At 68.1% G+C, this 21,676-nt stretch carries 30 protein-coding genes; 19 read left to right on the forward strand and 11 right to left on the reverse strand.

Features of this window, described 5'->3' with window-relative positions:
- The first annotated feature begins 7 nt into the window (after positions 1–7).
- Positions 8–763, forward strand: a complete 756-nt coding sequence (locus ACFWUU_RS29570; RefSeq protein ID WP_380180118.1) for a phosphotransferase enzyme family protein — start codon at positions 8–10, stop codon at positions 761–763.
- A 2-nt stretch (positions 764–765) separates the two neighbouring features.
- Here ACFWUU_RS29570 and ACFWUU_RS29575 read toward each other — a convergent pair whose 3' ends face one another.
- The 3 genes from ACFWUU_RS29575 to ACFWUU_RS29585 all read right to left on the reverse strand — a co-directional run bounded on the left by ACFWUU_RS29575 (position 766) and on the right by ACFWUU_RS29585 (position 2,853).
- Entirely contained in the window at positions 766–1,716 is a 951-nt protein-coding gene (locus tag ACFWUU_RS29575; protein WP_380181773.1) for a threonine/serine dehydratase, read from the reverse strand.
- Positions 1,717–1,927: 211 nt separating this feature from the next.
- Positions 1,928–2,506 (reverse strand): histidine phosphatase family protein, encoded by a 579-nt coding sequence (locus ACFWUU_RS29580; protein ID WP_380180120.1) that lies wholly within the window; start codon positions 2,504–2,506, stop codon positions 1,928–1,930.
- 2 nt (positions 2,507–2,508) lie between these two features.
- Positions 2,509–2,853 (reverse strand): ClpX C4-type zinc finger protein, encoded by a 345-nt coding sequence (locus tag ACFWUU_RS29585; RefSeq protein ID WP_380180123.1) that lies wholly within the window; start codon positions 2,851–2,853, stop codon positions 2,509–2,511.
- A gap of 93 nt (positions 2,854–2,946) precedes the next feature.
- On the opposite strand from ACFWUU_RS29585, the gene ACFWUU_RS29590 reads away from it, so the two are divergent.
- The 3 genes from ACFWUU_RS29590 to ACFWUU_RS29600 are packed head-to-tail and all read left to right on the forward strand — an operon-like array spanning position 2,947 to position 4,400.
- The gene (locus ACFWUU_RS29590; protein ID WP_380180126.1) at positions 2,947–3,378 is read left to right on the forward strand and encodes a hypothetical protein; all 432 of its coding nucleotides are present in this window, start codon (positions 2,947–2,949) and stop codon (positions 3,376–3,378) included.
- On the forward strand, positions 3,379–3,891 hold the full coding sequence (locus ACFWUU_RS29595) for an AAA family ATPase (RefSeq protein ID WP_380180128.1): 513 nt from the start codon (positions 3,379–3,381) through the stop codon (positions 3,889–3,891). It abuts the gene before it with no gap.
- 11 nt (positions 3,892–3,902) lie between these two features.
- Positions 3,903–4,400: a hypothetical protein gene (locus tag ACFWUU_RS29600; protein ID WP_380180130.1), complete on the forward strand. Its 498-nt coding sequence runs from the start codon at positions 3,903–3,905 to the stop codon at positions 4,398–4,400.
- Here ACFWUU_RS29600 and ACFWUU_RS29605 read toward each other — a convergent pair.
- Positions 4,397–4,777: a VOC family protein gene (locus ACFWUU_RS29605; protein ID WP_380180132.1), complete on the reverse strand. Its 381-nt coding sequence runs from the start codon at positions 4,775–4,777 to the stop codon at positions 4,397–4,399. The two genes, ACFWUU_RS29600 and ACFWUU_RS29605, sit on opposite strands and share 4 nt — an antisense overlap.
- Before the next feature lie 52 nt (positions 4,778–4,829).
- On the opposite strand from ACFWUU_RS29605, the gene ACFWUU_RS29610 reads away from it, so the two are divergent.
- A complete protein-coding gene (locus ACFWUU_RS29610; protein ID WP_350853656.1) occupies positions 4,830–5,204 on the forward strand; it encodes a hypothetical protein in 375 nt (124 codons plus the stop codon).
- Here ACFWUU_RS29610 and ACFWUU_RS29615 read toward each other — a convergent pair.
- Positions 5,201–6,130: a phosphotransferase gene (locus ACFWUU_RS29615; protein WP_380180134.1), complete on the reverse strand. Its 930-nt coding sequence runs from the start codon at positions 6,128–6,130 to the stop codon at positions 5,201–5,203. The genes ACFWUU_RS29610 and ACFWUU_RS29615 overlap by 4 nt on opposite strands.
- Positions 6,131–6,148: 18 nt before the next feature.
- On the opposite strand from ACFWUU_RS29615, the gene ACFWUU_RS29620 reads away from it, so the two are divergent.
- Together ACFWUU_RS29620 and ACFWUU_RS29625 are read left to right on the forward strand one after the other, a co-directional pair.
- Positions 6,149–6,991, forward strand: a complete 843-nt coding sequence (locus ACFWUU_RS29620; RefSeq protein WP_380180136.1) for a DUF72 domain-containing protein — start codon at positions 6,149–6,151, stop codon at positions 6,989–6,991.
- Positions 6,992–7,010: 19 nt separating this feature from the next.
- The gene (locus ACFWUU_RS29625) at positions 7,011–7,469 is read left to right on the forward strand and encodes a hypothetical protein (protein WP_380180138.1); all 459 of its coding nucleotides are present in this window, start codon (positions 7,011–7,013) and stop codon (positions 7,467–7,469) included.
- A gap of 11 nt (positions 7,470–7,480) precedes the next feature.
- Here ACFWUU_RS29625 and ACFWUU_RS29630 read toward each other — a convergent pair whose 3' ends face one another.
- From ACFWUU_RS29630 to ACFWUU_RS29640, 3 genes are all read right to left on the reverse strand, one after another.
- Positions 7,481–7,981, reverse strand: coding sequence for a methylated-DNA--[protein]-cysteine S-methyltransferase (locus ACFWUU_RS29630; RefSeq protein WP_380180140.1), 501 nt, complete (start codon positions 7,979–7,981; stop codon positions 7,481–7,483).
- Positions 7,982–8,017: 36 nt separating this feature from the next.
- Positions 8,018–8,848, reverse strand: coding sequence for a carbon-nitrogen hydrolase family protein (locus ACFWUU_RS29635; RefSeq protein ID WP_380180142.1), 831 nt, complete (start codon positions 8,846–8,848; stop codon positions 8,018–8,020).
- A 321-nt stretch (positions 8,849–9,169) separates the two neighbouring features.
- Positions 9,170–9,487, reverse strand: coding sequence for a hypothetical protein (locus tag ACFWUU_RS29640; RefSeq protein ID WP_380180144.1), 318 nt, complete (start codon positions 9,485–9,487; stop codon positions 9,170–9,172).
- A gap of 92 nt (positions 9,488–9,579) precedes the next feature.
- On the opposite strand from ACFWUU_RS29640, the gene fgd reads away from it, so the two are divergent.
- Positions 9,580–10,584, forward strand: coding sequence for a glucose-6-phosphate dehydrogenase (coenzyme-F420) (gene fgd / locus ACFWUU_RS29645; RefSeq protein WP_137255620.1), 1,005 nt, complete (start codon positions 9,580–9,582; stop codon positions 10,582–10,584).
- 31 nt (positions 10,585–10,615) lie between these two features.
- On the forward strand, positions 10,616–11,194 hold the full coding sequence (locus ACFWUU_RS29650) for a GNAT family N-acetyltransferase (protein ID WP_380180146.1): 579 nt from the start codon (positions 10,616–10,618) through the stop codon (positions 11,192–11,194).
- A 530-nt stretch (positions 11,195–11,724) separates the two neighbouring features.
- On the opposite strand, the gene ACFWUU_RS29655 is transcribed toward ACFWUU_RS29650, so the two are convergent.
- A complete protein-coding gene (locus ACFWUU_RS29655; protein ID WP_380180148.1) occupies positions 11,725–12,351 on the reverse strand; it encodes a TetR/AcrR family transcriptional regulator in 627 nt (208 codons plus the stop codon).
- A 119-nt stretch (positions 12,352–12,470) separates the two neighbouring features.
- On the opposite strand from ACFWUU_RS29655, the gene ACFWUU_RS29660 reads away from it, so the two are divergent.
- Together ACFWUU_RS29660 and ACFWUU_RS29665 are read left to right on the forward strand one after the other, a co-directional pair.
- Positions 12,471–13,205 (forward strand): SDR family NAD(P)-dependent oxidoreductase, encoded by a 735-nt coding sequence (locus tag ACFWUU_RS29660; RefSeq protein ID WP_380180150.1) that lies wholly within the window; start codon positions 12,471–12,473, stop codon positions 13,203–13,205.
- 35 nt (positions 13,206–13,240) lie between these two features.
- Positions 13,241–13,864 carry an NADPH-dependent F420 reductase gene (locus ACFWUU_RS29665; RefSeq protein ID WP_380180152.1) on the forward strand — a complete coding sequence of 208 codons (624 nt, stop codon included), beginning with the start codon at positions 13,241–13,243 and terminating at the stop codon, positions 13,862–13,864.
- Between the two features lie 254 nt (positions 13,865–14,118).
- On the opposite strand, the gene ACFWUU_RS29670 is transcribed toward ACFWUU_RS29665, so the two are convergent.
- A complete protein-coding gene (locus ACFWUU_RS29670) occupies positions 14,119–14,883 on the reverse strand; it encodes an IclR family transcriptional regulator (RefSeq protein ID WP_380180154.1) in 765 nt (254 codons plus the stop codon).
- 112 nt (positions 14,884–14,995) lie between these two features.
- Here ACFWUU_RS29670 and ACFWUU_RS29675 point away from each other — a divergent pair, with 112 nt between their 5' ends.
- The 8 genes from ACFWUU_RS29675 (at position 14,996) to ACFWUU_RS29710 (ending at position 20,785) form a co-directional block, all read left to right on the forward strand.
- Positions 14,996–16,183, forward strand: coding sequence for a DUF6986 family protein (locus tag ACFWUU_RS29675; protein ID WP_380180156.1), 1,188 nt, complete (start codon positions 14,996–14,998; stop codon positions 16,181–16,183).
- A gap of 9 nt (positions 16,184–16,192) precedes the next feature.
- Positions 16,193–16,432 (forward strand): thiamine-binding protein, encoded by a 240-nt coding sequence (locus tag ACFWUU_RS29680; RefSeq protein ID WP_130445744.1) that lies wholly within the window; start codon positions 16,193–16,195, stop codon positions 16,430–16,432.
- A complete protein-coding gene (locus tag ACFWUU_RS29685; protein ID WP_380180158.1) occupies positions 16,425–16,823 on the forward strand; it encodes a helix-turn-helix domain-containing protein in 399 nt (132 codons plus the stop codon). Before ACFWUU_RS29680 ends, ACFWUU_RS29685 begins: the two co-directional genes overlap by 8 nt.
- 91 nt (positions 16,824–16,914) lie before the next feature.
- A complete protein-coding gene (gene uraD / locus ACFWUU_RS29690; protein ID WP_380180160.1) occupies positions 16,915–17,409 on the forward strand; it encodes a 2-oxo-4-hydroxy-4-carboxy-5-ureidoimidazoline decarboxylase in 495 nt (164 codons plus the stop codon).
- Positions 17,406–17,723, forward strand: coding sequence for a hydroxyisourate hydrolase (gene uraH, locus ACFWUU_RS29695; protein ID WP_380180162.1), 318 nt, complete (start codon positions 17,406–17,408; stop codon positions 17,721–17,723). Before uraD ends, uraH begins: the two co-directional genes overlap by 4 nt.
- A gap of 4 nt (positions 17,724–17,727) precedes the next feature.
- Positions 17,728–18,633: a factor-independent urate hydroxylase gene (gene pucL, locus ACFWUU_RS29700; RefSeq protein WP_380180164.1), complete on the forward strand. Its 906-nt coding sequence runs from the start codon at positions 17,728–17,730 to the stop codon at positions 18,631–18,633.
- Between the two features lie 2 nt (positions 18,634–18,635).
- Positions 18,636–19,979, forward strand: a complete 1,344-nt coding sequence (locus ACFWUU_RS29705; protein WP_380180166.1) for an 8-oxoguanine deaminase — start codon at positions 18,636–18,638, stop codon at positions 19,977–19,979.
- A 77-nt stretch (positions 19,980–20,056) separates the two neighbouring features.
- Entirely contained in the window at positions 20,057–20,785 is a 729-nt protein-coding gene (locus tag ACFWUU_RS29710; RefSeq protein ID WP_380180168.1) for a hypothetical protein, read from the forward strand.
- A gap of 53 nt (positions 20,786–20,838) precedes the next feature.
- Here ACFWUU_RS29710 and ACFWUU_RS29715 read toward each other — a convergent pair whose 3' ends face one another.
- On the reverse strand, positions 20,839–21,654 hold the full coding sequence (locus ACFWUU_RS29715; RefSeq protein ID WP_380180170.1) for a BTAD domain-containing putative transcriptional regulator: 816 nt from the start codon (positions 21,652–21,654) through the stop codon (positions 20,839–20,841).
- Positions 21,655–21,676: the final 22 nt, after the last annotated feature.

Raw genomic sequence — 21,676 nt, forward strand, 5'->3', positions numbered from 1 at the left:
TGGCGGGGTGGAGCGTGAAGAAGTGCTGACGGGCGGGAACGTCGCCGATCGCGTCGTGCGGATCGGGGCGACCGTGCGGAAGCCCGCACTGCCCCAGACGCCCGGGGTCGAGGCCGTGCTTGAGCACCTCGCCGAGAGGCAGTTCGACGGCGCGCCGCGCACGTACGGGCGTGACGACCAGGACAGGCACGTCCTCGAGTACGTGCCAGGCGAGCTCGCCCACGCGCAACCACCGTCGACTCTGGACGAGCTGCGGCGGATCGGCCGGCTGATTCGCGAGCTCCACGACACGATGGAGTCCTTCGAGCCACCGTCAGACGTCACCTGGAACGTGATCGTCCCCGATCCCGCCGGCGGCGACCTCATCTGCCACAACGACCTCGCGCCCTGGAACCTGGTCCGCAACGACCAGCGCTGGGTATTCATCGACTGGGACAACGCCGGCCCGTCGTCGCGACTCTGGGACCTCGGGTACGCAGCAACCGCGTTCCTCCCGTTCGTCGCGGGAGGCGACGTGGAGGTCGACGGGCCGCGGCTGCGCGCGCTCGTGGACGGCTACGGCCTCGACCTGGAGCAGCGGCGCGCCCTTCCCGCACAGATCGCGGCTCGCACGCGCGGACAGTACGACGTACTGATCCGCGGCCATGAGACCGGCGAGCAACCGTGGGCGCGCATGTACGACGAGGGCCATGCCGACTACTGGGGTCCGGCCGCCGCGTACGTCGCCGAGCACCACGACGCGTGGGTCGCGGCGCTGGTCTGACGTCAACCGCCTGGCGCGCCGATCCAGCGGTGGTACGCCGGCAGGTCGACGTTGCTGCCGCAGATGATCGTGAGTACGTGGCGGTCGGCGAAGCGCGTCGGGTCTTCGAGGACCGCGGCGACGCCAAGCGCGGCGGATGGTTCGACGATCAGCCCCGCGTGGTTGTGCAGCAGGCGCATACCGCTGATGATCGATTCCTCTTGAACGAGTACGGCGTCATCCGCGATCAGGAGAAGGTCGTCGAGGACCTCCGGGATCGGGAACCGGCCGGCCACTCCGTCGGCGATCGTGTCGGTGGAGTCGGTCGTGACAACCCGCCGCTCGTGCCACGAACGCGTCAACGCCGGCGCACCACGCGGCTGCACGCAAATCACGTCAACGTCCGGCGCCAACTCCTTCACCACATAACCCACGCCGGTCGCCATAGCCCCGCCACCAAGCGCAATCAGCACGGTGTCGAACGTCGGCGTACCCTCCATCAGCTCGAGCCCGATCGTCGCCGCGCCCTCACACGTCTCGAGATCCAGACTGTCTTCGAGCAGCCGAATTCCTTCGTACTCCGCAATCGCTGCCGCCCGCTCACGCGCCAACTCGTGATCCCCGTCAACGAGTTCCAACGTCGCGCCCAGCGCACGGATCCGATCCAGCTTCGCCTTCGTCGCAAACCGCGAAGCCACAACGGTCACCTCAAGCCCCCGGCGCCGCCCCGACCAAGCCAGCGCCTGCCCCAGATTCCCCGCACTCGCACAAACCACAGCCTGCGCCCCACCCGCCGCCAACTGGCTCGCAACCAACTCAGTCCCGCGCCCTTTGAAGCTGCGAACCGGATTAGCCGTCTCAAGCTTGACACTCACCCCGCACCCCAGCGCCCCCTCCAACGCCTCACACCGATACTGAGGCGAATCCAGAAACACCCGATCAATAACCCCCCGAGCCGCCCAAACCCGCCCCATCTCCAGCCGACTCTCTCCCACAACCCCAGAGCCTAACGGGCCCGGCTTCCCGCGGGTTGCCTTTCTTGCGGACCAGGGCCTCGGCCAACCACCAGCAGATCACCTTGGAGGGCAGCGATCGCGGCCCTCAAGCACCGCTCACGAATACCAGCCAGCCGCGGCGCGGCCGGCGCACTCCCAGCGGTCGTCGGGAACTGGTCGCCACCGACGCTCATGCGGCCGGCTTCGGTAACAGGATCGTGCCTGTGTCCGCGACTGGGAGTTGATCGAGTTCGCGTACGCCGCAGTGCTCGATGCCGAGGTCTCCGGTGAGGGACTCGATGAGCATGCTGTGGGATACGGCAATGAAGGGCGTGTTGTTGAGTGCGGACTGGCGTTGGAGGGCTTGCGTTGCTCGGCGGCGTACGGAGGATTGTGGTTCCCAGGTGCGGGTTTCGCCGGGTGGCCACTCGCCGTTGTGGAGGTGGAAGTCGGAGACGGCGGCGACGGCCTCCGCTGTGCGCCAGGAGAGTGTTGCGTCTGGCAACCATTCGCGGAGGTCGAACTCGACTGCAGTGAGCGGGAGGTGGGTCTCGGCCGCGATGACGGCGGCGGTTTGGAGGGCACGGGTCAGGGGTGAGGAGATGATGCGGGTGGCGCCGCTGTCGCGGAGCTTTTGGCCGACTTCTTTTGCTTGTTGGATGCCCACGGCAGACAACGGAGAAAAGTCACGCGCCGGGCCCCACCAACCTTCTGCATCTAATTGAGCGCCATCGACTTCACCGTGACGGACCAGGAGAATTCTCGGCACGGTTATTCCTCGCCGGAGAAGCGTTCCCAGGCTGATTGGCGGGTTGTTCCTAGGGCTTCGCCGATTCGGGCCCAGGTGACGGAGCGGGAGCGGAGGCGGAGGACGCGGTCCTGGACGGCGGCTTCGACCTGGCTGTGGGACGAGTTGATGCGGGCCAGGTCGGCGAGGAGTTCGTCGTCGGTCTTGCCGTCGAGGGGTGGGAACGTCGGCATCGGCTTCCCGCCGATCAGGTTGTCGCACAGGCCTACGCACTCGTTGCAGATGAAGACACCGGGGCCGGCGATGAGGTGTTCGACCTCGTCGCGGAGCTTGCCGCAGAACGAGCAACGCATCAGGTTGTCTGACATCACGCCTCCTCATTGTGTCAGGGCCGTCCTGACAACGCTTGTCAGGCTAAGCCTGACAACATCGGTCGGTCAAGAGTCGGGGAGAATCCGTGCATGGCGACGTACGTGCGGTACCAGAGTCCGGTGCCCGATCGACGCGGGCGGCGGATCGGGATCTTCGGGCTGGTGAACATGTTGGCGAATCGCGGGTGGTTGAGCGCGGAGGAGGAACGCTTCCGGCGTACGACGAACGATTGGTACGACGCGACGTACGTGAATCCGTCGACCGTTGATCCGACGATTTATGAGGACAATCCGCAGGCCGCGGCTTGGTTTATCCCGACGGCCGAGCATTTGCTGGAGCCGATTCCCGGGTATCTGAAGATCCTTGCCGCGCACAACCTTCCGTGCGAGCGGTTCACCTCCACTTCTCCGGGGCGCGTCGTCTACGAGGATCCGCACCAGGTGATCGTCGTACCGCACGAGCCCGAGGATCTCGACAAAGTGACGACGTTCATGTGGCTCCCGCCTCGCAGGGAGGCCTAGATGGGTCTGGTGTATCTGACCGGATCGTCCGGAGTCGGGAAGACGACGGTCGGCGGGGAGCTTCGGCGGCGGGGATACCTGGTGTACGACGTCGACGGGCTGGCGCGGTGGTTTCACAACGTGTCGGGGGTCGAGGTCAGCATGCCGGCGGAGCGGGACGACGCGTGGTTCGCGGAGTACACCTATCGGTTGCCGGTGGAGACCGTGCGACGGATCGCGGTTGAGGTTGGTGACGGGGTCGGGTTCGTGTGCGGGACGGTCGGGAACGACGGCGAGATCTGGGAGCTGTTCGACGCGGTGGTGAGTCTGAGCGTCGACGCCGGAACGCTGCGGCGGCGGTTGGTCGGGCGGGCCGGGGCGTTCGGGTCGAGTGGGGATGAGTTGGAGCGGGTGCTGGCTTGGCATGCGCGGGTGGATGTGGATAACGCGGGGTACGGCGCGTTGCTGGTCGACGCGGCGGGCCCGGTCGCGGAGATCGCCGATGCTGTTGAGCGCATTGCCGTGAGCTGCTAGTAGTACGTCCTATGACAACCGAGTGGGAAGCGTCGGAGTTGCCGCGCGGGATTGTGGCGTTGCTGGAGGAGCCGCGGACATTGGGCGAGCTGGCCGAGCGGCTGGAGGTGACGGATGCCCGGGTCCTCTGGTACCTCGACAAGCTCCGTGGCGCCGGCCGGGTCGTAGAGGACGGCGGCGCTTGGCGACGTACCGCAGCCGGCGCGGAGCTTGCGGAGAGCCCGGCGCCAGCGACAGGCGGGCGGACGGAGTTGCCGGGGCCGAGTGCGCAGGACTATGTGCAGGCGTACGCCGATGCCGCGGCGGGCATGTTCGGGACAGGATTCGTGCAGGACATGGGAGAGCACGCGGGCCGGGTGCCGGGCGAGCGGGTCGCGGAGTTCCACGAGCGGTTGCTGAGTCTGATCGGCGAGTACTTCGCCCCGGACAAGGTCTATCGCGCTGCCAGCCCGAAGTACGGCTTCCGCTGGGTGCTGACGCCGGTCGACCTGCACCCGCTCGACGACTAGGCGGGCACCCAGCACAGACAGAACGGATGCCCCGCGGGATCGGCGTACACCTGGACGCCACGCGCCGCGGTGGCGTCGTCCGCGGGTTTGAGAAGCTGGGCGCCGAGGGCGAGGGCGCGCTCGTGGGCGGCGGTGTGCGCGTCGACGCCCTCGAAATACAGGTCGAGATGGATCTGCTGCGGCGCACCGTCAGGCCAGTCCGGCGGGACGTGGTCGGGCGCGAGCTGGACACCGAGCGCCCACCCGCCGTCGACCCAGATCGCGTGCCAGCGCTCGCTCCACTTCTCGACGGTGCCGTCGAGGAAGGCCGCCCAGAACGCGCTCTCGGCCTCGATGTCGGCCGCGTCGAAGACGATCATCCGGTGCTTGATGTCCATACACGCAGTCTGACGGCTGAAGTGGCCACGCGGATCACTTACGGTGATGCACATGGCGTTTGCTGCGAAGGGGAGCAAGGGAGAGTCGTTCCTTGCGGTGGTGGTGGGTGGTGGGGCCGCGTTCGGGCTGATCGTGGTGACGTCGCGGGCGTGGAAGGCGTGTCATGTCGACGTGACCGGCAGCGTGCCGAACGGGCTGACGTTGCTGTTCCTCGGCCTGCCACTCGCGTTGATCGTCAACCTGGTGCTGTTCACCATCGTCTTCCGGTACGCCGGGAAGGCGTTCCTCTTCTCGCTGATCGCAGCCGCCATCGCGATCGCGATCGCCGACCTCGCGCTGTTCTCGTGGCAAGGCACCCCGGCCGGCTCACCCGGCACCTGCCCGGGGAACGTCCCGCCGTGGTGGCCGACCTGGATCCCCACCTAGTCCAGGAGCCGAAGTAGCGCGGCCGCACGCTCCGGGTGGCCGATGTGCGCGGTCGCGGGGAAGAGCCGGCCCCACGAACTGGCGCGGGTGAGCGGGCTGAGCCGGCGCGCGAGGGCGGCCGCCCGACGTAGATCGGACCGCGGGTGTTGGGCGGTCCACGGCTCGACGTACGCGTCCTCCAACCGCTGGACCACGTCCGGGCCGAGCTGCTCAGCCGCGCGGTCGATCGCGACGAGCAGACTGCAGAACGGGTGGCCGACGTTCGCGTCACCCCAGTCGAAGAACGTGTACCGCCCGGGCCCAGCCACCAGAATCTGTCCGTCATGGAGATCGGCGTGGTCGAGCGTCGCCGCGATCCCGAATCCGTCCAGCTCAGCGCACAACTCGACCAACTGGGGCCGGAACGCCGCCAACCGCTCGCGATCATCCACCCCAACGGTCCGCACGATCGAGTCGAAGAGCGCAGGCAGGACCCGCGCGTCAGGTACGCCGAGACGCACCAGCTCGTCGACCCGCGGCACGAGCGCCCGCTGCAGATCGGCGTACTGAACCAACACCTCTTCCCAGTGCCGCACATCCAAGGCCTGACTGCGCAGGAGCGGGCCGCCGTCCGGGAGGAGCGCCCAGCCGCGAGTGCAATCGACGGCGTACGGCGTGAGCACGTGCTCGGGCGCCCAACGTGACAGCGCCTCGGCCAGCGCCGGCTCGAACGCACTGCCAGGCGACGTCGCCTTGAACCAGACCGGACGCTCAGCGCTGACCCGGATGATGACCGACCACGGCCGCAGCCTCACCCGCCGCGGCTCCGTCTCGCTGACACCGAGCTTCGCCAGTTCCCGGTCGAGCCAGGCAAGGGCGGCCGAGCGCCACGACGGATCCTCCCAGGGCGTCTTCGCGTCCGGGTACGACCCGCGATCGATCTGCACAGGGTCAATAATCGGGGGATGACGCGCTGGCCGGACACCCAATTTCGGGTCGGCATCTCCGGATGGCGGTACCCGCCGTGGCGCAAGGTCTACTACCCCGAGGGCCTTCCGCAGCGCGCCGAGCTCGAGTACGCGTCGAACCGGCTGAACTCGATCGAGCTCAACGGCTCGTTCTACGCCCTCCAACGACCCACCTCCTACCAGCGCTGGTACGACGAGACGCCCGACGGCTTCGTCTTCTCGGTCAAAGGCCCGCGCTTCGTTACGCACATGAAGCGGCTGGCCGACGTGGACGCGCCGATGGCCAACTTCTTCGCCTCCGGAGTGCTTGCGCTCGGCAACAAACTTGGTCCGGTGCTGTGGCAACTGCCGCCGAACTTCCAGTATGACGCCGAGCGTTGCGCGACGTTCTTCGCGCAGTTGCCGCGGACAACGTCTGCCGCCGCGGAGGTTGCCAAGGGCCACGATGAGCGGATGGAAGGTCGCGCGTTGCTCGAATGCGCCGTCGACATCCCGCTCCGGTACGCGATCGAAGTACGCCACAACAGCTTCAAAACAAAGGAATTCGTCGACCTGGCGCGGGAGCACGACATTGCGGTGGTGTGTGCGGACACGGCCGGCAAGTGGCCGATGTTCGAGGATGTGACGGCGGATTTCGCGTACGTCCGGCTGCACGGCGCCGACGAGCTCTACGTCAGCGGGTACGACGACAAGTCGCTCGATCGGTGGGCTCGGAAGATCCGCTCGTGGAAATGCGACACCTATGTGTACTTCGACAACGACGTGAAGGTGCACGCGCCGTACGACGCCGAACGGCTGGCGGATCGGCTCGGGATCAGTTCGGCCGCGGCCGAAGTATGACGGGCTTACCGTCAGCGGCATGACTGAGAACCCTGGAGAACTTGTCGGACAAGCTGTGGAGCGGTCGCTGAAGTTGGTCGTAACCTGGCCGGCCTGGGACGGTGAGCCGCGGATTTCCGACGACGGCCGGACATTCACGCCGCACAAGGCGGTCCGCCGGATCGCGGACCACATGATCGATCACCTGGCCGAGGTCGAGGCACTGCTGGCCGGCGTACCGACGCAGCCTGACGAGTGGCACGCGAGCGCGCTCATGTCCGCCGCCGACCTCGCGCCGTTCTCCGAAGAGGACGTACGCGAGGCCGAGCAGCGGCTGCGCCGGCTCGGGCGGACCTTCGTACTGCGGTACGCCGCCCTCGACCCGGCCGAGTGGGACAAGGACCGCAGTCCGAACTGGACCCTCCGCCAGATCGCCGAACACCTGACCGAACTCGACTGGTACGCCGAACAGGTCGGCAACCTGTCACAACCGAACTAGTTACAAGCGAACTAGAACAGCCGAGCCCCGACCGGCTGCTCGAGGTCGAGCAGGAACTGCTTCCGCTTGAGCCCGCCGGCGTACCCGGTGAGCGAGCCGTTCTTCCCGATCACCCGATGACACGGGATCACGATCGACAACGGGTTCTGCCCGACCGCCTTACCGACGGCCTGCGCGGCGTGCGCCGGTTCACCCAGCCGCGCCGCGATCTCGCCGTACGTCGTGGTCTCGCCGTACGGGATCTCCTCGAGCACCGTCCACACGCGGTGCTGGAACTCGTCCCCGTGCAGCCGGGTCGCAACGTCGAAGGTCACCCGCCCGCCGGCGAAGTACTCCTCCAACTGCTCGACGACCGCGGCGATGAACGGGTCGATGGCTTCGACCCGTTCACCGAGCGTCTCCGCGGTCGGCTTGACCCAGTGATGCGGGAAGTAGACGCCGACCAGTACGTCGTTGTCGGCGACCACCGTGAGGTCACCGATCCGGGTGCTGACAATCGCGTGCCTGTTCATACAGGTAGAACGCACCAGCACCCGAACCTGTGAGCCCTACGACCCGATCCGCTCCCGCGTCCTCTGCCGGAAGGCGCGGCCCACAGTGGTCCGCTCGTCCGGCTGGATCTCGGCGACCGCGATCGCCGGCCGCCCGTCGGCCGACGCCTGCGCCACCCACGCGCCGCGCGGATCCGCCACCCCGGCCACCAGACCCGTCTCCGGGTTCGCGGTGACCGCCAGGCTGATCCAGCACGTGTTGTTCGCGGCGGTCCCACACACCTGGACCCCGATGTGCTCGTTCGGCCCGTGCGTGCTGGCGTACGAGACGAGCACGGCGTCGACGCCGAGCCGGTCGTACTCGGTGAACAGCTCCGGGAACAGCACGTCCAGCCCGAGCGTGAGACCGAACCGGTACCCGTCCACCTCGAAGGTCACCGGCGCGGTGCCAGGCGTGTACATCCAGGTCACCTTGGTGGTCGAGAGCGCCCGGTCGTCGTACCGGGCCACCACCTGGCCCTTGGCGGAGACGACGTACGCGCTGTTGTGCGGACGCGCGTCCGGCAGTTGGTGCACCGACGGGATCACGGTCCAGATCCCGAGCTCGCCGGCGAGCCGGGTGATCTGGCCGAGCTCGTCCTCGAGCACGGCCCAGTCGGCCTTGGTCCAGTCCGACGGACCGATCTCGTCGGGCCCGAGCGAGGACAGCACGACCTTGCTCGGGAAGCAGATCGCGCCCTCGGTGAACTGCACCAGGCGGGCGCCGGCCGCGGCCGCCTCCCGCATGAGCGAGCGGACCTCGGCGCCGCTCTCCCGGAGCAGCGTCGGGTTGGTCGGGTCTTCGTGCACCGTCGACTGGGCGACGGCGATGCGGAACGGTTCCGGCATGTCTTCTCCTGTTGGAGTCGGACGGAAGTGCCGGAGGGCAGACGTGTAGGACTCACCGGTTTTCGCGGCGCGGGCTCGGACCCGTTGCTTGAAGTTCCTGTGCGCTGTCATCTGGCCTTCCACGCACTCGCACGCGATCCCCCAGCGATCCCGTCGAGGCGGCTGACCAGGACGAGCGGCCCGAGACAGGAAGTCCCTTTGCCTTCTCACTGTGACCGCGCTGGGGCCGGTCGACGAAGGTGAGGCGCGGGCCGCGCCGGACCCATATCCTCGCCGAGCGCCGCGACCAGCGTCAACCGAACACGCGGCAGTCGACCAAGGTCAGGCGAAGTCGTCGGCGGCGTCCATGGCGACGCCGACCAGCTCCGGACTCAGCTCGACGATCGTGTTCCCGTCGACGTCCACCTGGCCGTGCTCGCTGATCGCGAAACCGATCAGCGCCAGCGCGCCGGCCCGCTGTCGCCGCTGCCGGTCGGCCGGGTTCTCGGGTCGCGGCAGCTCGCCGACGTCTTCGCGCTGCCACGCCACCACCGCATGTTCCGCGAGCGCTCGCGGCACGACCACCCGGATCCGCGGGAGCGCGGCGGTCCGGAACGTCGTACCGATCAGACCCAGCACTCGCGCGTCGTCCGTGTACACGCCATGGATGGTAGCGACCTGGGGCGGCATAAAGTCGGACCTGGACGCGGTTGTCCTCGGAGTACGACCAAGACGATGGTTGGGAGCAGAGGGTGAGCATTCGAGTCGGGTACAAGGCTTCGGCGGAGCAGTTCGGTCCGCGGGAGCTGGTGGAGTACTCCGTCCGGGCCGAGGAGCTCGGGCTCGACAGTGTGACCGTTTCGGACCATTTCCTGCCGTGGCGGCACGAGGGCGGCCATGCGCCGTTCGCGCTCGCCTGGATGGCGGCCGTCGGTGAGCGGACCGAGCGGGTGTTGCTCGGTACGTCGGTGCTGACGCCGACGTTCCGGTACAACCCGGCCGTGATCGCGCAGGCGTTCGCGACCCTCGGCGTGCTGTACCCCGGGCGTGTCATGCTCGGCGTCGGCAGCGGCGAGGCGCTGAACGAGATCGCCGTGTCCGGGATGGAGTGGCCCGAGTTCAAGGAGCGGTTCGCCCGGCTGCGTGAGTCGGTGCAGCTGATCCGCGACCTGTGGACGAAGGACGGCGTCAGCTCCGAGGGGCCGTACTACAAGACCGTCGACGCGTTCATCTACGACCGTCCCGAGACGCCGATCAAGGTGTACGTCGCCGCCGGCGGGCCGCTGGTCGCGAAGTACGCCGGGCGCGCGGGTGACGGGTTCATCGCGACGTCGGGCAAGGGGATGGAGCTGTACACGGACAAGCTGATCCCTGCCGTGAAGGAAGGTGCGGAGAAGGCCGGGAAGACGTTCGAGGACATCGACCGGATGCTCGAGGTCAAGATCTCGTACGACCGGGATCCCGAGCAGGCGCTGGAGAACACGCGGTTCTGGGCGCCGCTGTCGCTGACGCCGGAGCAGAAGCACAGCGTCACCAGCGCGACCGAGATGGAGCGGCTCGCCGACGAGCTGCCGATCGAGCAGGTCGCGAAGCGGTGGATCGTGGCGTCCGACCCCGAGGAGGTCGTGAAGCAGTTCCAGCCGTACCTCGACGCCGGCTTCAACCACTTCGTCGTACACGGTCCGGGGAACGACCAGGAGCGGTTCCTGACCCAGTTCACCGAAGACGTTCTGCCGTTGCTGCGCAAACTGTCTTGAGCTGAGGAGTCAGGCAGCTCACAATCAGCGAGTGCCCGACTATCAAATCGTTCGCGACGACGACCCGCGGTGCGCCGAGCTGGAAGCAGCCGGCTACCGCGTGGTCGCCGAGTCGTGGGCGGTGCGGTTGTTCGATCCGGACCGGGAGTTGCTGGAGTCCGCCGTACGCCGGGCAACCGCCGGCGGGCTGACGATCCGCGAACTCGGGCCCGAGTCGGCCGAGGTCCTGCACAACCTCGAGAAGGCGAACGAGCCGGACTATCCGTACACGCCGGCGACGCATCGGGTGGTCGGCGAGCTCGCCGATACCCGCGCGCTGTGGCCGGCTCATCGCGTCTTCGGCGCTTTCGACGGGAATCGGCTTGTCGGTGCGACCGTGATCCGGCAGAAGGACGGGTACGGCGACACTGCGTTCACCTCGGTGCTGGGCACCCACCGGCGGCGAGGGGTCGCCCAGGCGGTCAAGGCCGCGTCGATCCTCGCGTTCCTCGACATCGGCATCAGTCGCTTCTCCACCGGCGGTGCCGCCGCCAACCAGGCGAGCCTGCAGGCGAACCAGTCGCTGGGGTATCAGCTGACGGAGCAGTGGCGAACGTACGCACCTGAGTAGGAGCACGTACTGCGGTGAGCCCCCGGCGTACTGCGGTCCGCCCCCGCGTGCTTCGCAGCCGCCTCTCGTCGCTGCGCTCCTCGGCTCGACTGCTTCGCGCGCTGCCCACCCACCCCCGGGCTTATCGCCCGGAGCATCCTTTCCGGCTGTCGCCGGTGTCTCCGGCTGCCCCGCTTCTTCCGGCTATCGCCGGGTGTGGCGGGCTGCCGCCCGCGTTGTGCTCGCTCCGCTCGCGAGTCACGCCGGCCGGCTGTCTTCAGCTGGCCGTGGTGGCGAGCTGGTGTGAGTCCTCGCGTGCTCCGCAGTCGCCTCTCGTCGCTGCGCTCCTCGGCGCGACTGCTCCGCCCGCTACCCGCCCGCCCCCGGCTCATCGGGGGGTGTTGCGGGCCGCCACCCGCGGTTGCTCGCTCGCGGTCGAGTGACTGCCAACGGCTCGCCTGCCTTCAGGCGGCTGTGGGTGGCGGGGACAGGTGAGCCCCCGCGTGGCTCCTGCCGCCGCTTCTTCCGGCTGTCGAAGCGTGATCGGGCGATCATTCGCCACCTACCGGGACGGGAGCAGACTCGGCCGCTCCCCGGTCGGCGCTGGGCTCCGGGATGGCGTTGTCGATGAGGATCTTGGCGATGGTGGCGGCGGTGGGGAAGGTGTTGGTGTTGAGGACTCGGGTGCGGGCTGAGGCGCCGTCGATGAGTAGGGCTAGTTGTTCGCCGAGTTGTTCGGGGTTGGTGGCGCCGGCTTCGCGGGCGGTTTCGGTGAGGCGGGCGGCGATGGCGGTCTTGTAGTCGCGGGCGTACTGGGATGCCGGGTGTTCGGGGTCATGGAGTTCGACGGCCGCCGCGATGTACGGGCACAGCGGCGTGGACTCGGGCATCTCGAACGCGGCGAAGAGTCGCTCGCGGGGTGTGAGGTCATCGCGGTCGAACACCCCGGGCATGACATCGGGGTCGAACCGGCGCAGGTACTCGGCGACGAGTTCGTCCTTGTTGGTGAAGTGCTGGTACGCCGTGCGCTTGGACACCTGGGCCGCGGCGCAGAGCTGGTCCATGCCGGTGCGGTTGATGCCCTGATCGCGGAACAGTTGCTGCGACGCGCTGAGGATCCGCTCGCGTGCGCCCCTGCCCCGGCGCCGGCCCTGGGGGCCCTTCTCCAACTCCGTCATGCCTGCAGCATAGCTCGTTCGGTACCGATCGGTGTACTTAGCTTGCGCTCCGATCAACCGCCAGATACGTTACGTACACAATCTGGTGTACATAAGAACATCAAGGCAACGGAGTGATCGTGGGAAAGCTCGATGACAAGGTCGCGGTGATCACCGGCGGGTCCACCGGCATGGCACTGGCCGGCGCCAAGCTGTTCGTCGAGGAAGGAGCGCACGTCTTCATCCAGGCCCGGCGGCAGGAAGCACTGGACGACGCCGTCAAGCTGATCGGCCGCAACGTCACGGCCGTACAGGGTGACGCGGCCGACCTCGACGACCTGGATCGCTTGTACGACACCGTCAAGCGGGAGAAGGGCTCGATCGACGTACTGTGGGCCAGCGCCGGCATGGGCGAACCTGCCGTCCTCGGCGAGATCACCGAGGAACAGTTCCATCGCGCGTTCTCGCTCAACGCGCGCGGCACCCTGTTCACCGTGCAGAAGGCACTGCCGGTGATGAACGACAACGGCTCGATCCTCATGACCGGATCGAACGCCTCCCTCGGCGCGTTCCCCGGCTGGAGTCTCTACGCGGGAAGCAAAGCCGTCCAGCAGGCATGGGCTCGCGTCTGGCTCAACGAACTGCGCGACCGCAACATCCGGGTCAACGTTCTGACCCCCGGGCAGGTCGCCACCGCCAAACAGGAAGAACTGTTCGACGAGGCAACTAAGACCGCCTTTGAGTCCCTCATTCCCCGAGGGGCGATGGGCCGCCCCGAAGAAATCGCCAGCGTCGCGCTGTTCCTCGCGTCCGACGACTCCAGCTACGTCAACGGCCTGGAACTCGTCGCCGACGGCGGCACCACCGCTATCTGAGAGCCACAACCCACAACGGGAAGAGAGCACACCTCATGAACAGCATCACGCTCATCGGTACGGGGAACATGGCCCGCACCATCGGCACGCTCGCGCTCGCGGGCGGCAACACCGTCGAGGTCATGGGACGCAATCAGTCCAAGGCCGATGACCTGGCCAAGGCTCTGGGCGGCGGCGCGACGGCGGGCAAGTGGGGCGCCGTACCGGCCGGGGACATTGTCATCACGGCCCTGTTGTACGACGGCGTCGTGCCGGTCGTCGCCGAGTACGGCGACGCGCTCGCGGGCAAGGTCATCGTCGACATCAGCAACCCGTTCAACGCCACGTTCGACGGACTGGCGCACGGCGAGCAGACCTCGATCGCACAGGAAGCCGCCAAGGTGGCGCCGCCCGGCGCGAGCGTGGTGAAGGCCTTCAACACCATCTTCCGCAACGTCCTGGAGGACGGCCGCCCAAACGTCTTCCTCGCCGGCGACGACCCTGAGGCCAAGGCGCAGGTGGGGGCATTCATCGAGACCCTCGGACTACGCCCACTGGACGTCGGCGCCCTCAAAATGTCCCACTGGCTCGAAGGAATGGGCCTAGTCACAATGGGCCTAGCCCGCAACGGCGTCGGCCACTGGAATTTCGCCCTCGGCGTCAACGAATTCAACGACTGAGCCCCGCGAGAGACGTAATCGCCCCAGTCACATCGACAGATATGAACCCGCCGAACGCGGGGCTGTCACCGCGCGGTAGCGCGCACGGGTGCGGGCGGTAGCCCGCAGGTCCGGCGATAGCCGGAAAGGGTGCTCCGGGCGATGAGCCCGGGGGTGGGTGGGTGCGGCGCGGAGCACGGCGAGGAACGAGTCGCGCGTAGCACCGCGATGGGCCTACAACCCACCAGCAGCACCGCGCGGGCGAACCGCAGTACCTAGTGCAGGTCTTCGGACAAAGACTTGGCGGCTTGGGTCAGGAGGGGGACGGCTCGTTCGACGAGGTCTTCGGTCATGCGGCCGGCGGGGCCGGAGATGGAGATGGCCAGCGGGCTTGGGGCGTCGGGGACTGCTACTGCGACGCAGCGGACGCCGACTTCCTGTTCGCCTTCGTCCATTGCGTAGCCGTGGTCGGAGGCCTGGTGGAGTTGGGTGGTGAAGGCTTCGGCGGTTGTGATCGTGTTGTCGGTGTGTTTCGGCATGCCGGTGCGGTGCAGCAACTCGCGCACCTCCGACTCCGGGAACTGCGCCAGGATCGCCTTCCCCACGGCGGTGCAGTGCGGCAGAACGCGCCGCCCCACCTCGGTGAACATCCGCATCGAGTGTCGCGACGGGACCTGCGCGAGGTACACGATCTGGTCGCCGTCGAGCATTGCCATGTTGGCGGATTCGCCGAGTTCGTCGACGAGGTGGGCGAGGTGCGGGCGGGCGAACACGCTCAGCATGTGTGACGAGCTCTCGCCGAGCCGGATCAGCTTCGGGCCGAGGATGTACTGCCGGGAGGGCTCTTGACGGAGGTAGCCGAGGTCCACGAGGGTTCGGACCAGTCGGTGGATGGTCGGCAGCGGCAGGCCGGAGGCCGTGGCCAGCTGGGACAGGCCCATCATGCCGCCCGCGTCGGCCATGGTCTCGAGCAGCCCGAAGGCGCGCTCGATGGACTGCACACTGCCAGTACGGCCCTTGCTGCCGTTCGTCTCCGCCATGAAGACCGCCTTTCCGGATGACGGAAGTTTAGCGCCAGATCGCGGAAATGCCAGCTCTTGTTTCTTCCGCACAGTAGATATTAGTCTCCACAATACGGAAAAAGGAGGCCCTATGGACGACCTGCTGGCTGAGCTCGACCGGCGCCTGGCCGCCGCGGACGCGGCGCTCGCTGCCGATTATCGAGGCGATCGCGGCGTTCGCCAGCCGATCCACACCGTGTATGTGCCCGCCGATCGGTACGACGTACGCACCGTCGGCGACTGGGGTGCGCAGGCGCGCGCGGCGCTCGACGAGTACGGCGGATCGGCCGCGGACCTCGCGAAGGTGCTGGACCTCCCGGCCGAGTTCGCGGACGACGTCTACGACCGGGTCCGCGCTAAGTTGGAGCGCGAACCGATCGAGGACCTGCGGATCGACTTCGAGGACGGCTACGGCAATCGCCCGGACGACGAAGAGGATGCTGCCGCAATCGCAGCCGCTCAGGCCAACCCCGGGACCCCTTTCTACGGTCTGAGGATCAAGTCTTTGGAGGCCCCGACCCGTCGCCGCGCGGTTCGCACCCTCGACCTGTTCCTGAAAGAAGCCACGATCACCGACGGCTTCGTGATCACGCTCCCGAAGGTGACCTCGGTCGAGCAGGTCGAGGCGATGGTGCTCGTACTCGAGACGCTCGAGCAGCAGTACGGCGTACCGCGGCTGAAGTTCGAGATCCAGGTCGAGACCCCGCAGGCAATTCTCGGCGCCGACGGCACCGCGCTGATCGCCCGGATGGTCAAGGCCGGCGGCGATCGCGTCACCGGGCTGCACTACGGCACGTACGACTACTCCGCTTCCCTCGGCGTCGCGGCGGCGTACCAGAGCATGGAGCACCCGGTCGCGGACCATGCCAAGGACGTGATGCAGCTGGCCGCGGCCGGCACCGGCGTCTTCGTATCCGATGGATCGACCAACGTTCTCCCGGTCGGCGACGCCGTACACGATGCCTGGCGGCTGCATTTCCGGCTGGTACGGCGTTCGCTCGCGCGCGGCATCTACCAGGGCTGGGACATGCATCCGGCTCAGCTCCCGACCCGTTTCGCGGCGACGTACTTGTTCTACCGGGAAGGCTTCGACCAGGCCGCTCGCCGACTCCGTGCGTACCTCGGCCACGGCGAATCCGGCTACCTCGACGAACCGGCCACGGCGGTCGCGCTCGCCGGTTTCGTACTGCGTGGCATCGAGTGCGGCGCGATCGACGAGACGGAGTTCGACACCACTGGTCTCGCGAAGCTCGCGCGCAGGGCGGTGCCGGAGAGCTAGCCTCGCGACATGAGACTCGTTGCGGAGTTCACCACGGAGCCCTTCGATGTCGAGGGTTCGCCGCCCGCGCATGCGACCGAGGCGTTGCGGGCGGCCGAGGAGGCAGGTCTCGACTGCGAGTTCGGGCCGCTCGGTACGCAGGTGAGTGGTGAGCAGCACCTCCTGCTGCCCGCGCTCCCGAAGGTGCTCGAGGCTGCGTTCGCGGGCGGCGCGAGTCAGGTGACCTTGCAGGTACGGCGCGATGCCTGAGCAGCACCCGCTCGTCGACGCGATCACGCCACTGGTCGAGCGGCTGAACGCCCAACTCGTCGCGCCCGGTGACGCCCGCGCCGACGACATCCCGCTGGTGTGGGAGGGGGAGCCGGTCGCCGCCGTAAGACTGCCCAACCCCGCCCCCGCCAACAGCTCAGCCGACACGCCCGCCGCCACCGGCACGACCGGCGTCCAAGGGTTGTTGACGGAGGTCGCCGACGAGCTGGGCAGCCCCCTCGACCAGCTCTCCCGCCACGACAAGCAGCGGGCGGTCCTCATGCTCGAGGCCCGTGGCGCGTTCGAGTTCCGGAAGTCGGCCGAGATCGTGGCCGAGGCCCTCGGTGTCACCCGCTTCACCGTCTACAACTACCTCAACCGCGCTCGCTGATTTTCAACAAACTGTTGACGACAGGCGAGCCGGATGTCACGCTCTCGTCATACGGAAAGTCGATTTCGGGATTCGAGAAGGTGTGTGATCCGTGGACCTGGAGGAGTTCAACTCCACTCCGGCTGACCGGCTCCGGCCGGCCCTGGCGGCCTGCTGCGACGTACCCGAGTGGGTCGACGGAATCCTGGCCAAGCGGCCGTACGGCGACGTCGCCGCGCTGACCGCGGTCGCGGACCAGTCGCTGCGGGAGCTCGACGACAACGAGGTCGATCGTGCACTCCAGGCGCACCCGCGGATCGGTGACCGGCCGCAGGGTGTGAGCACCGAGGCGTCCTGGTCGCGAAACGAGCAGTCCGGTGTCGGCGACGACCCGGGCGCCCGGCGAGAGCTTGCCGAAGGCAACCGTCAGTACGAGGAGCGGTTCGACCGGGTGTTCCTGATCTGTGCGACCGGGCTGTCCGCGCAGGACATGCTCACCAGCCTCCGCGAGCGTCTCATGCACGACGACGCGACCGAGGCGAGGGTCGTTCACCAGGAGCTGCGCAAGATCGCGCTGCTCCGGCTGGCCAAGGTGGTGGACGCATGAGTTCGCTCAGCACGCATGTGCTCGACACCGCGCTGGGTCTCCCGGCGCAGGGTGTTCCGGTGCGGCTCTACCAGGACGACGTCGTACTCGCGACCGGTACGACGAACGAGGACGGGCGGATCGCCGAGCTCGGCCCGGTGCTTGCCCCAGGCATCTACCGGCTCTGGTTCGACGTCGCGTCGTACGCCGCCGCGACCGGCCAGGACAGCTTCTTTCCCGAGGTCTCCGTGACCTTCACGGTCGCCGACGAGCGGCACTACCACGTCCCCCTGCTGCTCAGCCCGTTCGCGTTTTCCACCTACCGAGGGAGCTGAACCCATGGCCATCCACCTGGGCGCCAACCAGTACGGCAAAGCCGAGAGCCGCGTTGTCCGGATCTACCGTGACACGCCCCGCCACCAGATCCGCGACCTGAACGTCTCGACCGCGCTGCGCGGCAACTTCGAGGCCGCGCACACGACCGGCGACCAGAGCGACGTACTGCCGACCGACACGCAGAAGAACACTGCGTTCGCGTTCGCGAAGGAGAAGGGCGTCGGCGCGATCGAGGACTACGCGCTGACCCTCGGCGCACACTTCCTCGAGGCCTCGCCGGCCGCGGAGGGCGCGCGGATCGAGGTCGAGGAGTACGCCTGGGACCGGATCCAGGTCGACGGTCAGGACCATGATCACTCGTTCGTCCGGACCGGCGGCGGCGTGCGCACGACGGTCGTCAACGTCGAGGGCCGCGGCGACGAGCGCAAGTCGTACGTGGTGTCGGGCATCAGCGATCTCGTCGTACTGAAGTCGACCGGGTCGGAGTTCCACGGGTTCCTCAAGGACAAGTACACGACGCTGCCGGAGACGAACGACCGGATCCTCGCGACGTCGCTGGTCGCGCGCTGGCGCTACGACCACACCGACGTCGACTGGGACAAGTCGTACGACGGGATCAAGGGGCTGCTGCTGTCGCGGTTCGCCACGATCCACAGCCTTGCGTTGCAGCAGACGTTGTACGGCATGGGCGAGGCCGTGCTCGAGCAGCACCCGGAGGTTGCCGAGATCAAGTTCTCCGCGCCGAACAAGCACCACTTCCTGGTCGACCTGTCGCCGTTCGGGGTCGAGAACCCGGGCGAGGTCTTCATCGCCGCGGACCGCCCGTACGGCCTGATCGAGGCGACCGTGACCCGCGACGACGCGAGCGACGCGGGCAGCGCCTGGCACGCCGTACCAGGGTTCTGCTGACCATGTCGAGGATCGTGATCGAGGGCGCCTACGTGGCGACCCTCGATCCGTCCCGGCGCGAGTTCGCCGGGCATGTCGTTGTCGAAGGCAAGCAGATCGTTGCGGTCGGCCCCGGTCCGGCGCCGCACTACGACGATGCCCGGGTCGTCGACGGCTCGGGATGCCTTGTCACACCAGGCTTCGTGAACACGCATCAGCACCTGTACCAATGGGTGACGCGCGGTCTCGCCGCGGACGCGACGTTGTTCGAATGGCTGACGACGCTGTACCCGGTCTGGGCGCGGATCTCCGAGGAGACCGTGTACGTCGCCGCGCGGGCCGCGCTCGCTCAACTCGCGCGGACCGGATGCACCACCGCAGCCGACCACCACTACGTCTTCCCGCGCGAGGGCCGCGATCTGCTCGCGGCCGAGATCGCTGCCGCAGCCGAGGTCGGCGTGCGGTTCCATCCCGCTCGCGGCTCGATGGATCGCGGTCAGAAGGACGGTGGGCTGCCGCCCGACTCCGTGGTCGAGGACCGCGATGAGATCCTTGCCGCGACCGAGGCCGCGATCGACCGCTGGCACGATCCGTCGCCGGACTCGATGCTGCAGATCGTGGTCGCGCCGTGCTCGCCGTTCAGCGTGAGCGGCGAACTGATGCGCGAATCGGCCGAGCTGGCCCGGCGTCGCGGCGTACGCATGCACACCCACCTCGCCGAAACCACCGACGAGACGGACTGGTGCCGGGAGACGTTCGACTGCACGCCTCTCGAGTACGCCGACCAACTGGGATGGACCGGCAACGACGTGTGGTTCGCCCACGGCATCCACTTCGACGACGCCGAGATCAAGCATCTCGGTAGCACCGGCACCGGCGTTGCCCATTGCCCCAGCTCCAACGCTCGCCTGGGCGCCGGCATCGCCCGCACTGCCGATCTCCGCGCGGCCGGCGCTCCTGTGGGACTCGGCGTGGACGGTGCCGCGAGCAACGAATCCGGCAGCCTGGTCGAAGAAGTCCGGCACGCGCTGCTCTTCGCCAGAGCCCGCGGCGGACCGCAATCCCTCACCGTCCGCGCCGCCCTGGAGATGGCGACGCTTGATGGTGCCCGCATCCTCGGACGTTCGGACGACATCGGGTCCCTCGAGCCGGGCAAGCTCGCCGACCTGGCCGTGTGGAACCTCAACACCCTCCCGCACGCCGGCATCCCCGACCCGATCGCCGCACTCGTCCTCAGCACCCCTCCGCCCCTCGACCTCCTCCTCGTCAACGGCCGCCCTGTAGTCGAGCGCGGCGCCGTCCGCACGGTCGACGAGCAGTCTCTGGCCGAGGAAACAGCCCGAGTTCAGCACAACCTGACGGCCTGAACCCGGCAGGACGAGCTGCCGATGGCGAGAACTCGCCATCGGTCGAATGACCCGGGCGTCATGGTCAGAATGGGGACATGGCCTCCCGGCGCGACCCGTACGCCCGGGTCTCGCATGCCCTGGACCAGGGCAAACGCCGGGTCCGGCTCGGCGTTGCCGCGCCCGCGCAGACCCTGCGCGGGTCGCAGTCGTCGCTCTGGGACTGCATCACGAAGCTGCGTGCACAGGCGCGACGAGAGATCCTGAGCTTCGACGACACCAGCTATCTGCTCGCTCACGACGTACCGGATCCAATCCAGCAGCGGGGTCCGGCCACGCTTCGCGCCGCGCTCGGTCGCGGGGCGCGGGTGCGCCAGGTGACGTCGCGGGCGGGGATCCTGGCCGACCAGCAGCTGGGTGCGATCGTGTACCGGGCCGGCGGTGAGGCGCGGGTCGTCGACGTCGTACCGCTGAAGCTCTCGATCATCGATCGGCAGACGGCTCTGCTGCCGCTGAACTCGGCGGTCCTGGCAGAGGGGTTCCAGATCATCCGGGATCCGAGTGTGGTGTCCGCCCTGGTCGCGGTGCACCGGACACTGTGGAACGAGGGGGCGGAGCCCGAGGGAATGGAACGCGATCTGCCGCCACCACACCTGGCCGCGATCCTGCCGGCGCTGGCGTCGGGTGCGACGGACGAGGTCGCGGCGTCGCGTCTCGGGCTGTCCGCGCGCACCTACAGCCGCCGGGTAGGGGAGCTGTTGACGCTGCTCGGTGTCCGCAACCGTTTCCAGGCCGGCGCCGAGGCGGTTCGCCGCGGCTGGCTCTGAGCAGCTCACCGTCAGACGATGACGGTGAGCTGACGGCGGCCTGACTCATGATCTCAGCGGACGCGAACCGCGACCGCCGCGACCGGACGGACTCCGGGCGACAAGGAGATTCCCGATGAGCAGCAAGGACATCTGACCTGATCAGCGAGCCGGCCGGTCAGCAGCGACTGGCGAACGTCGCGGAGTCCGGGCCCCGGATCGATGCCCAGCTCGGTGGCGAGGTTGCCGGCCAGGTCGTCGTACGCCGCGAGCGCCTCGGACTGCCGGCCGGTGCGGTGCAACGCGACCATCAGGTGACCCCACAGACCTTCGTGCGCCGGGTGGGCGCGAGTCAACGCCCGGAGCTCCGGAACCAGATCATGGTGGCGACCGAGCTCGAGGCGGGCGGCGATCGACAGCTCGACGGCCGCGAGCCACTCGTCGGTCAATCCCGCGACGGCATCTCGTACCAGCGGCACCTCGGCGAACTCTTCGAGCGGTACTCCGCGCCAGAGCCGCAGTCCTCCCTCCAGAACTGCGGTCCTGCACGCCAGGTCGTCCGTCGAGCGAGCCTGCTCGACCGCGTCGCGGAACTCCGCCGCGTCGAGCTCAGCCGGCCGGAGCCGGATGCGATACCCGATCCACCCGGTCTCGATCCGGCTGCGGCCGACGAGGGCGCGCAGCCGACGTACGTAGGTCTGTACGGCGTCCCGCGGGCACGCGGGCTGGTCGACCGGCCAGAGCACCTCGGCCAACTCCCCGACCGGCACCTCCCGGTGAGCACAGACCAGCAGCGTTGCCAGCAGCAACCGCAACCGCGGAGCGGTCACAGGCACCGGCACGCCATGGTCGTCGAGCACGTTCAGCGAACCGAGCATCTGGAATCGCACGCGTTCCACCTCCCCCAGTTGG

This window comes from Kribbella sp. NPDC058693 (assembly GCF_042715335.1).
GTDB classification, from domain to species: domain Bacteria; phylum Actinomycetota; class Actinomycetes; order Propionibacteriales; family Kribbellaceae; genus Kribbella; species Kribbella jiaozuonensis.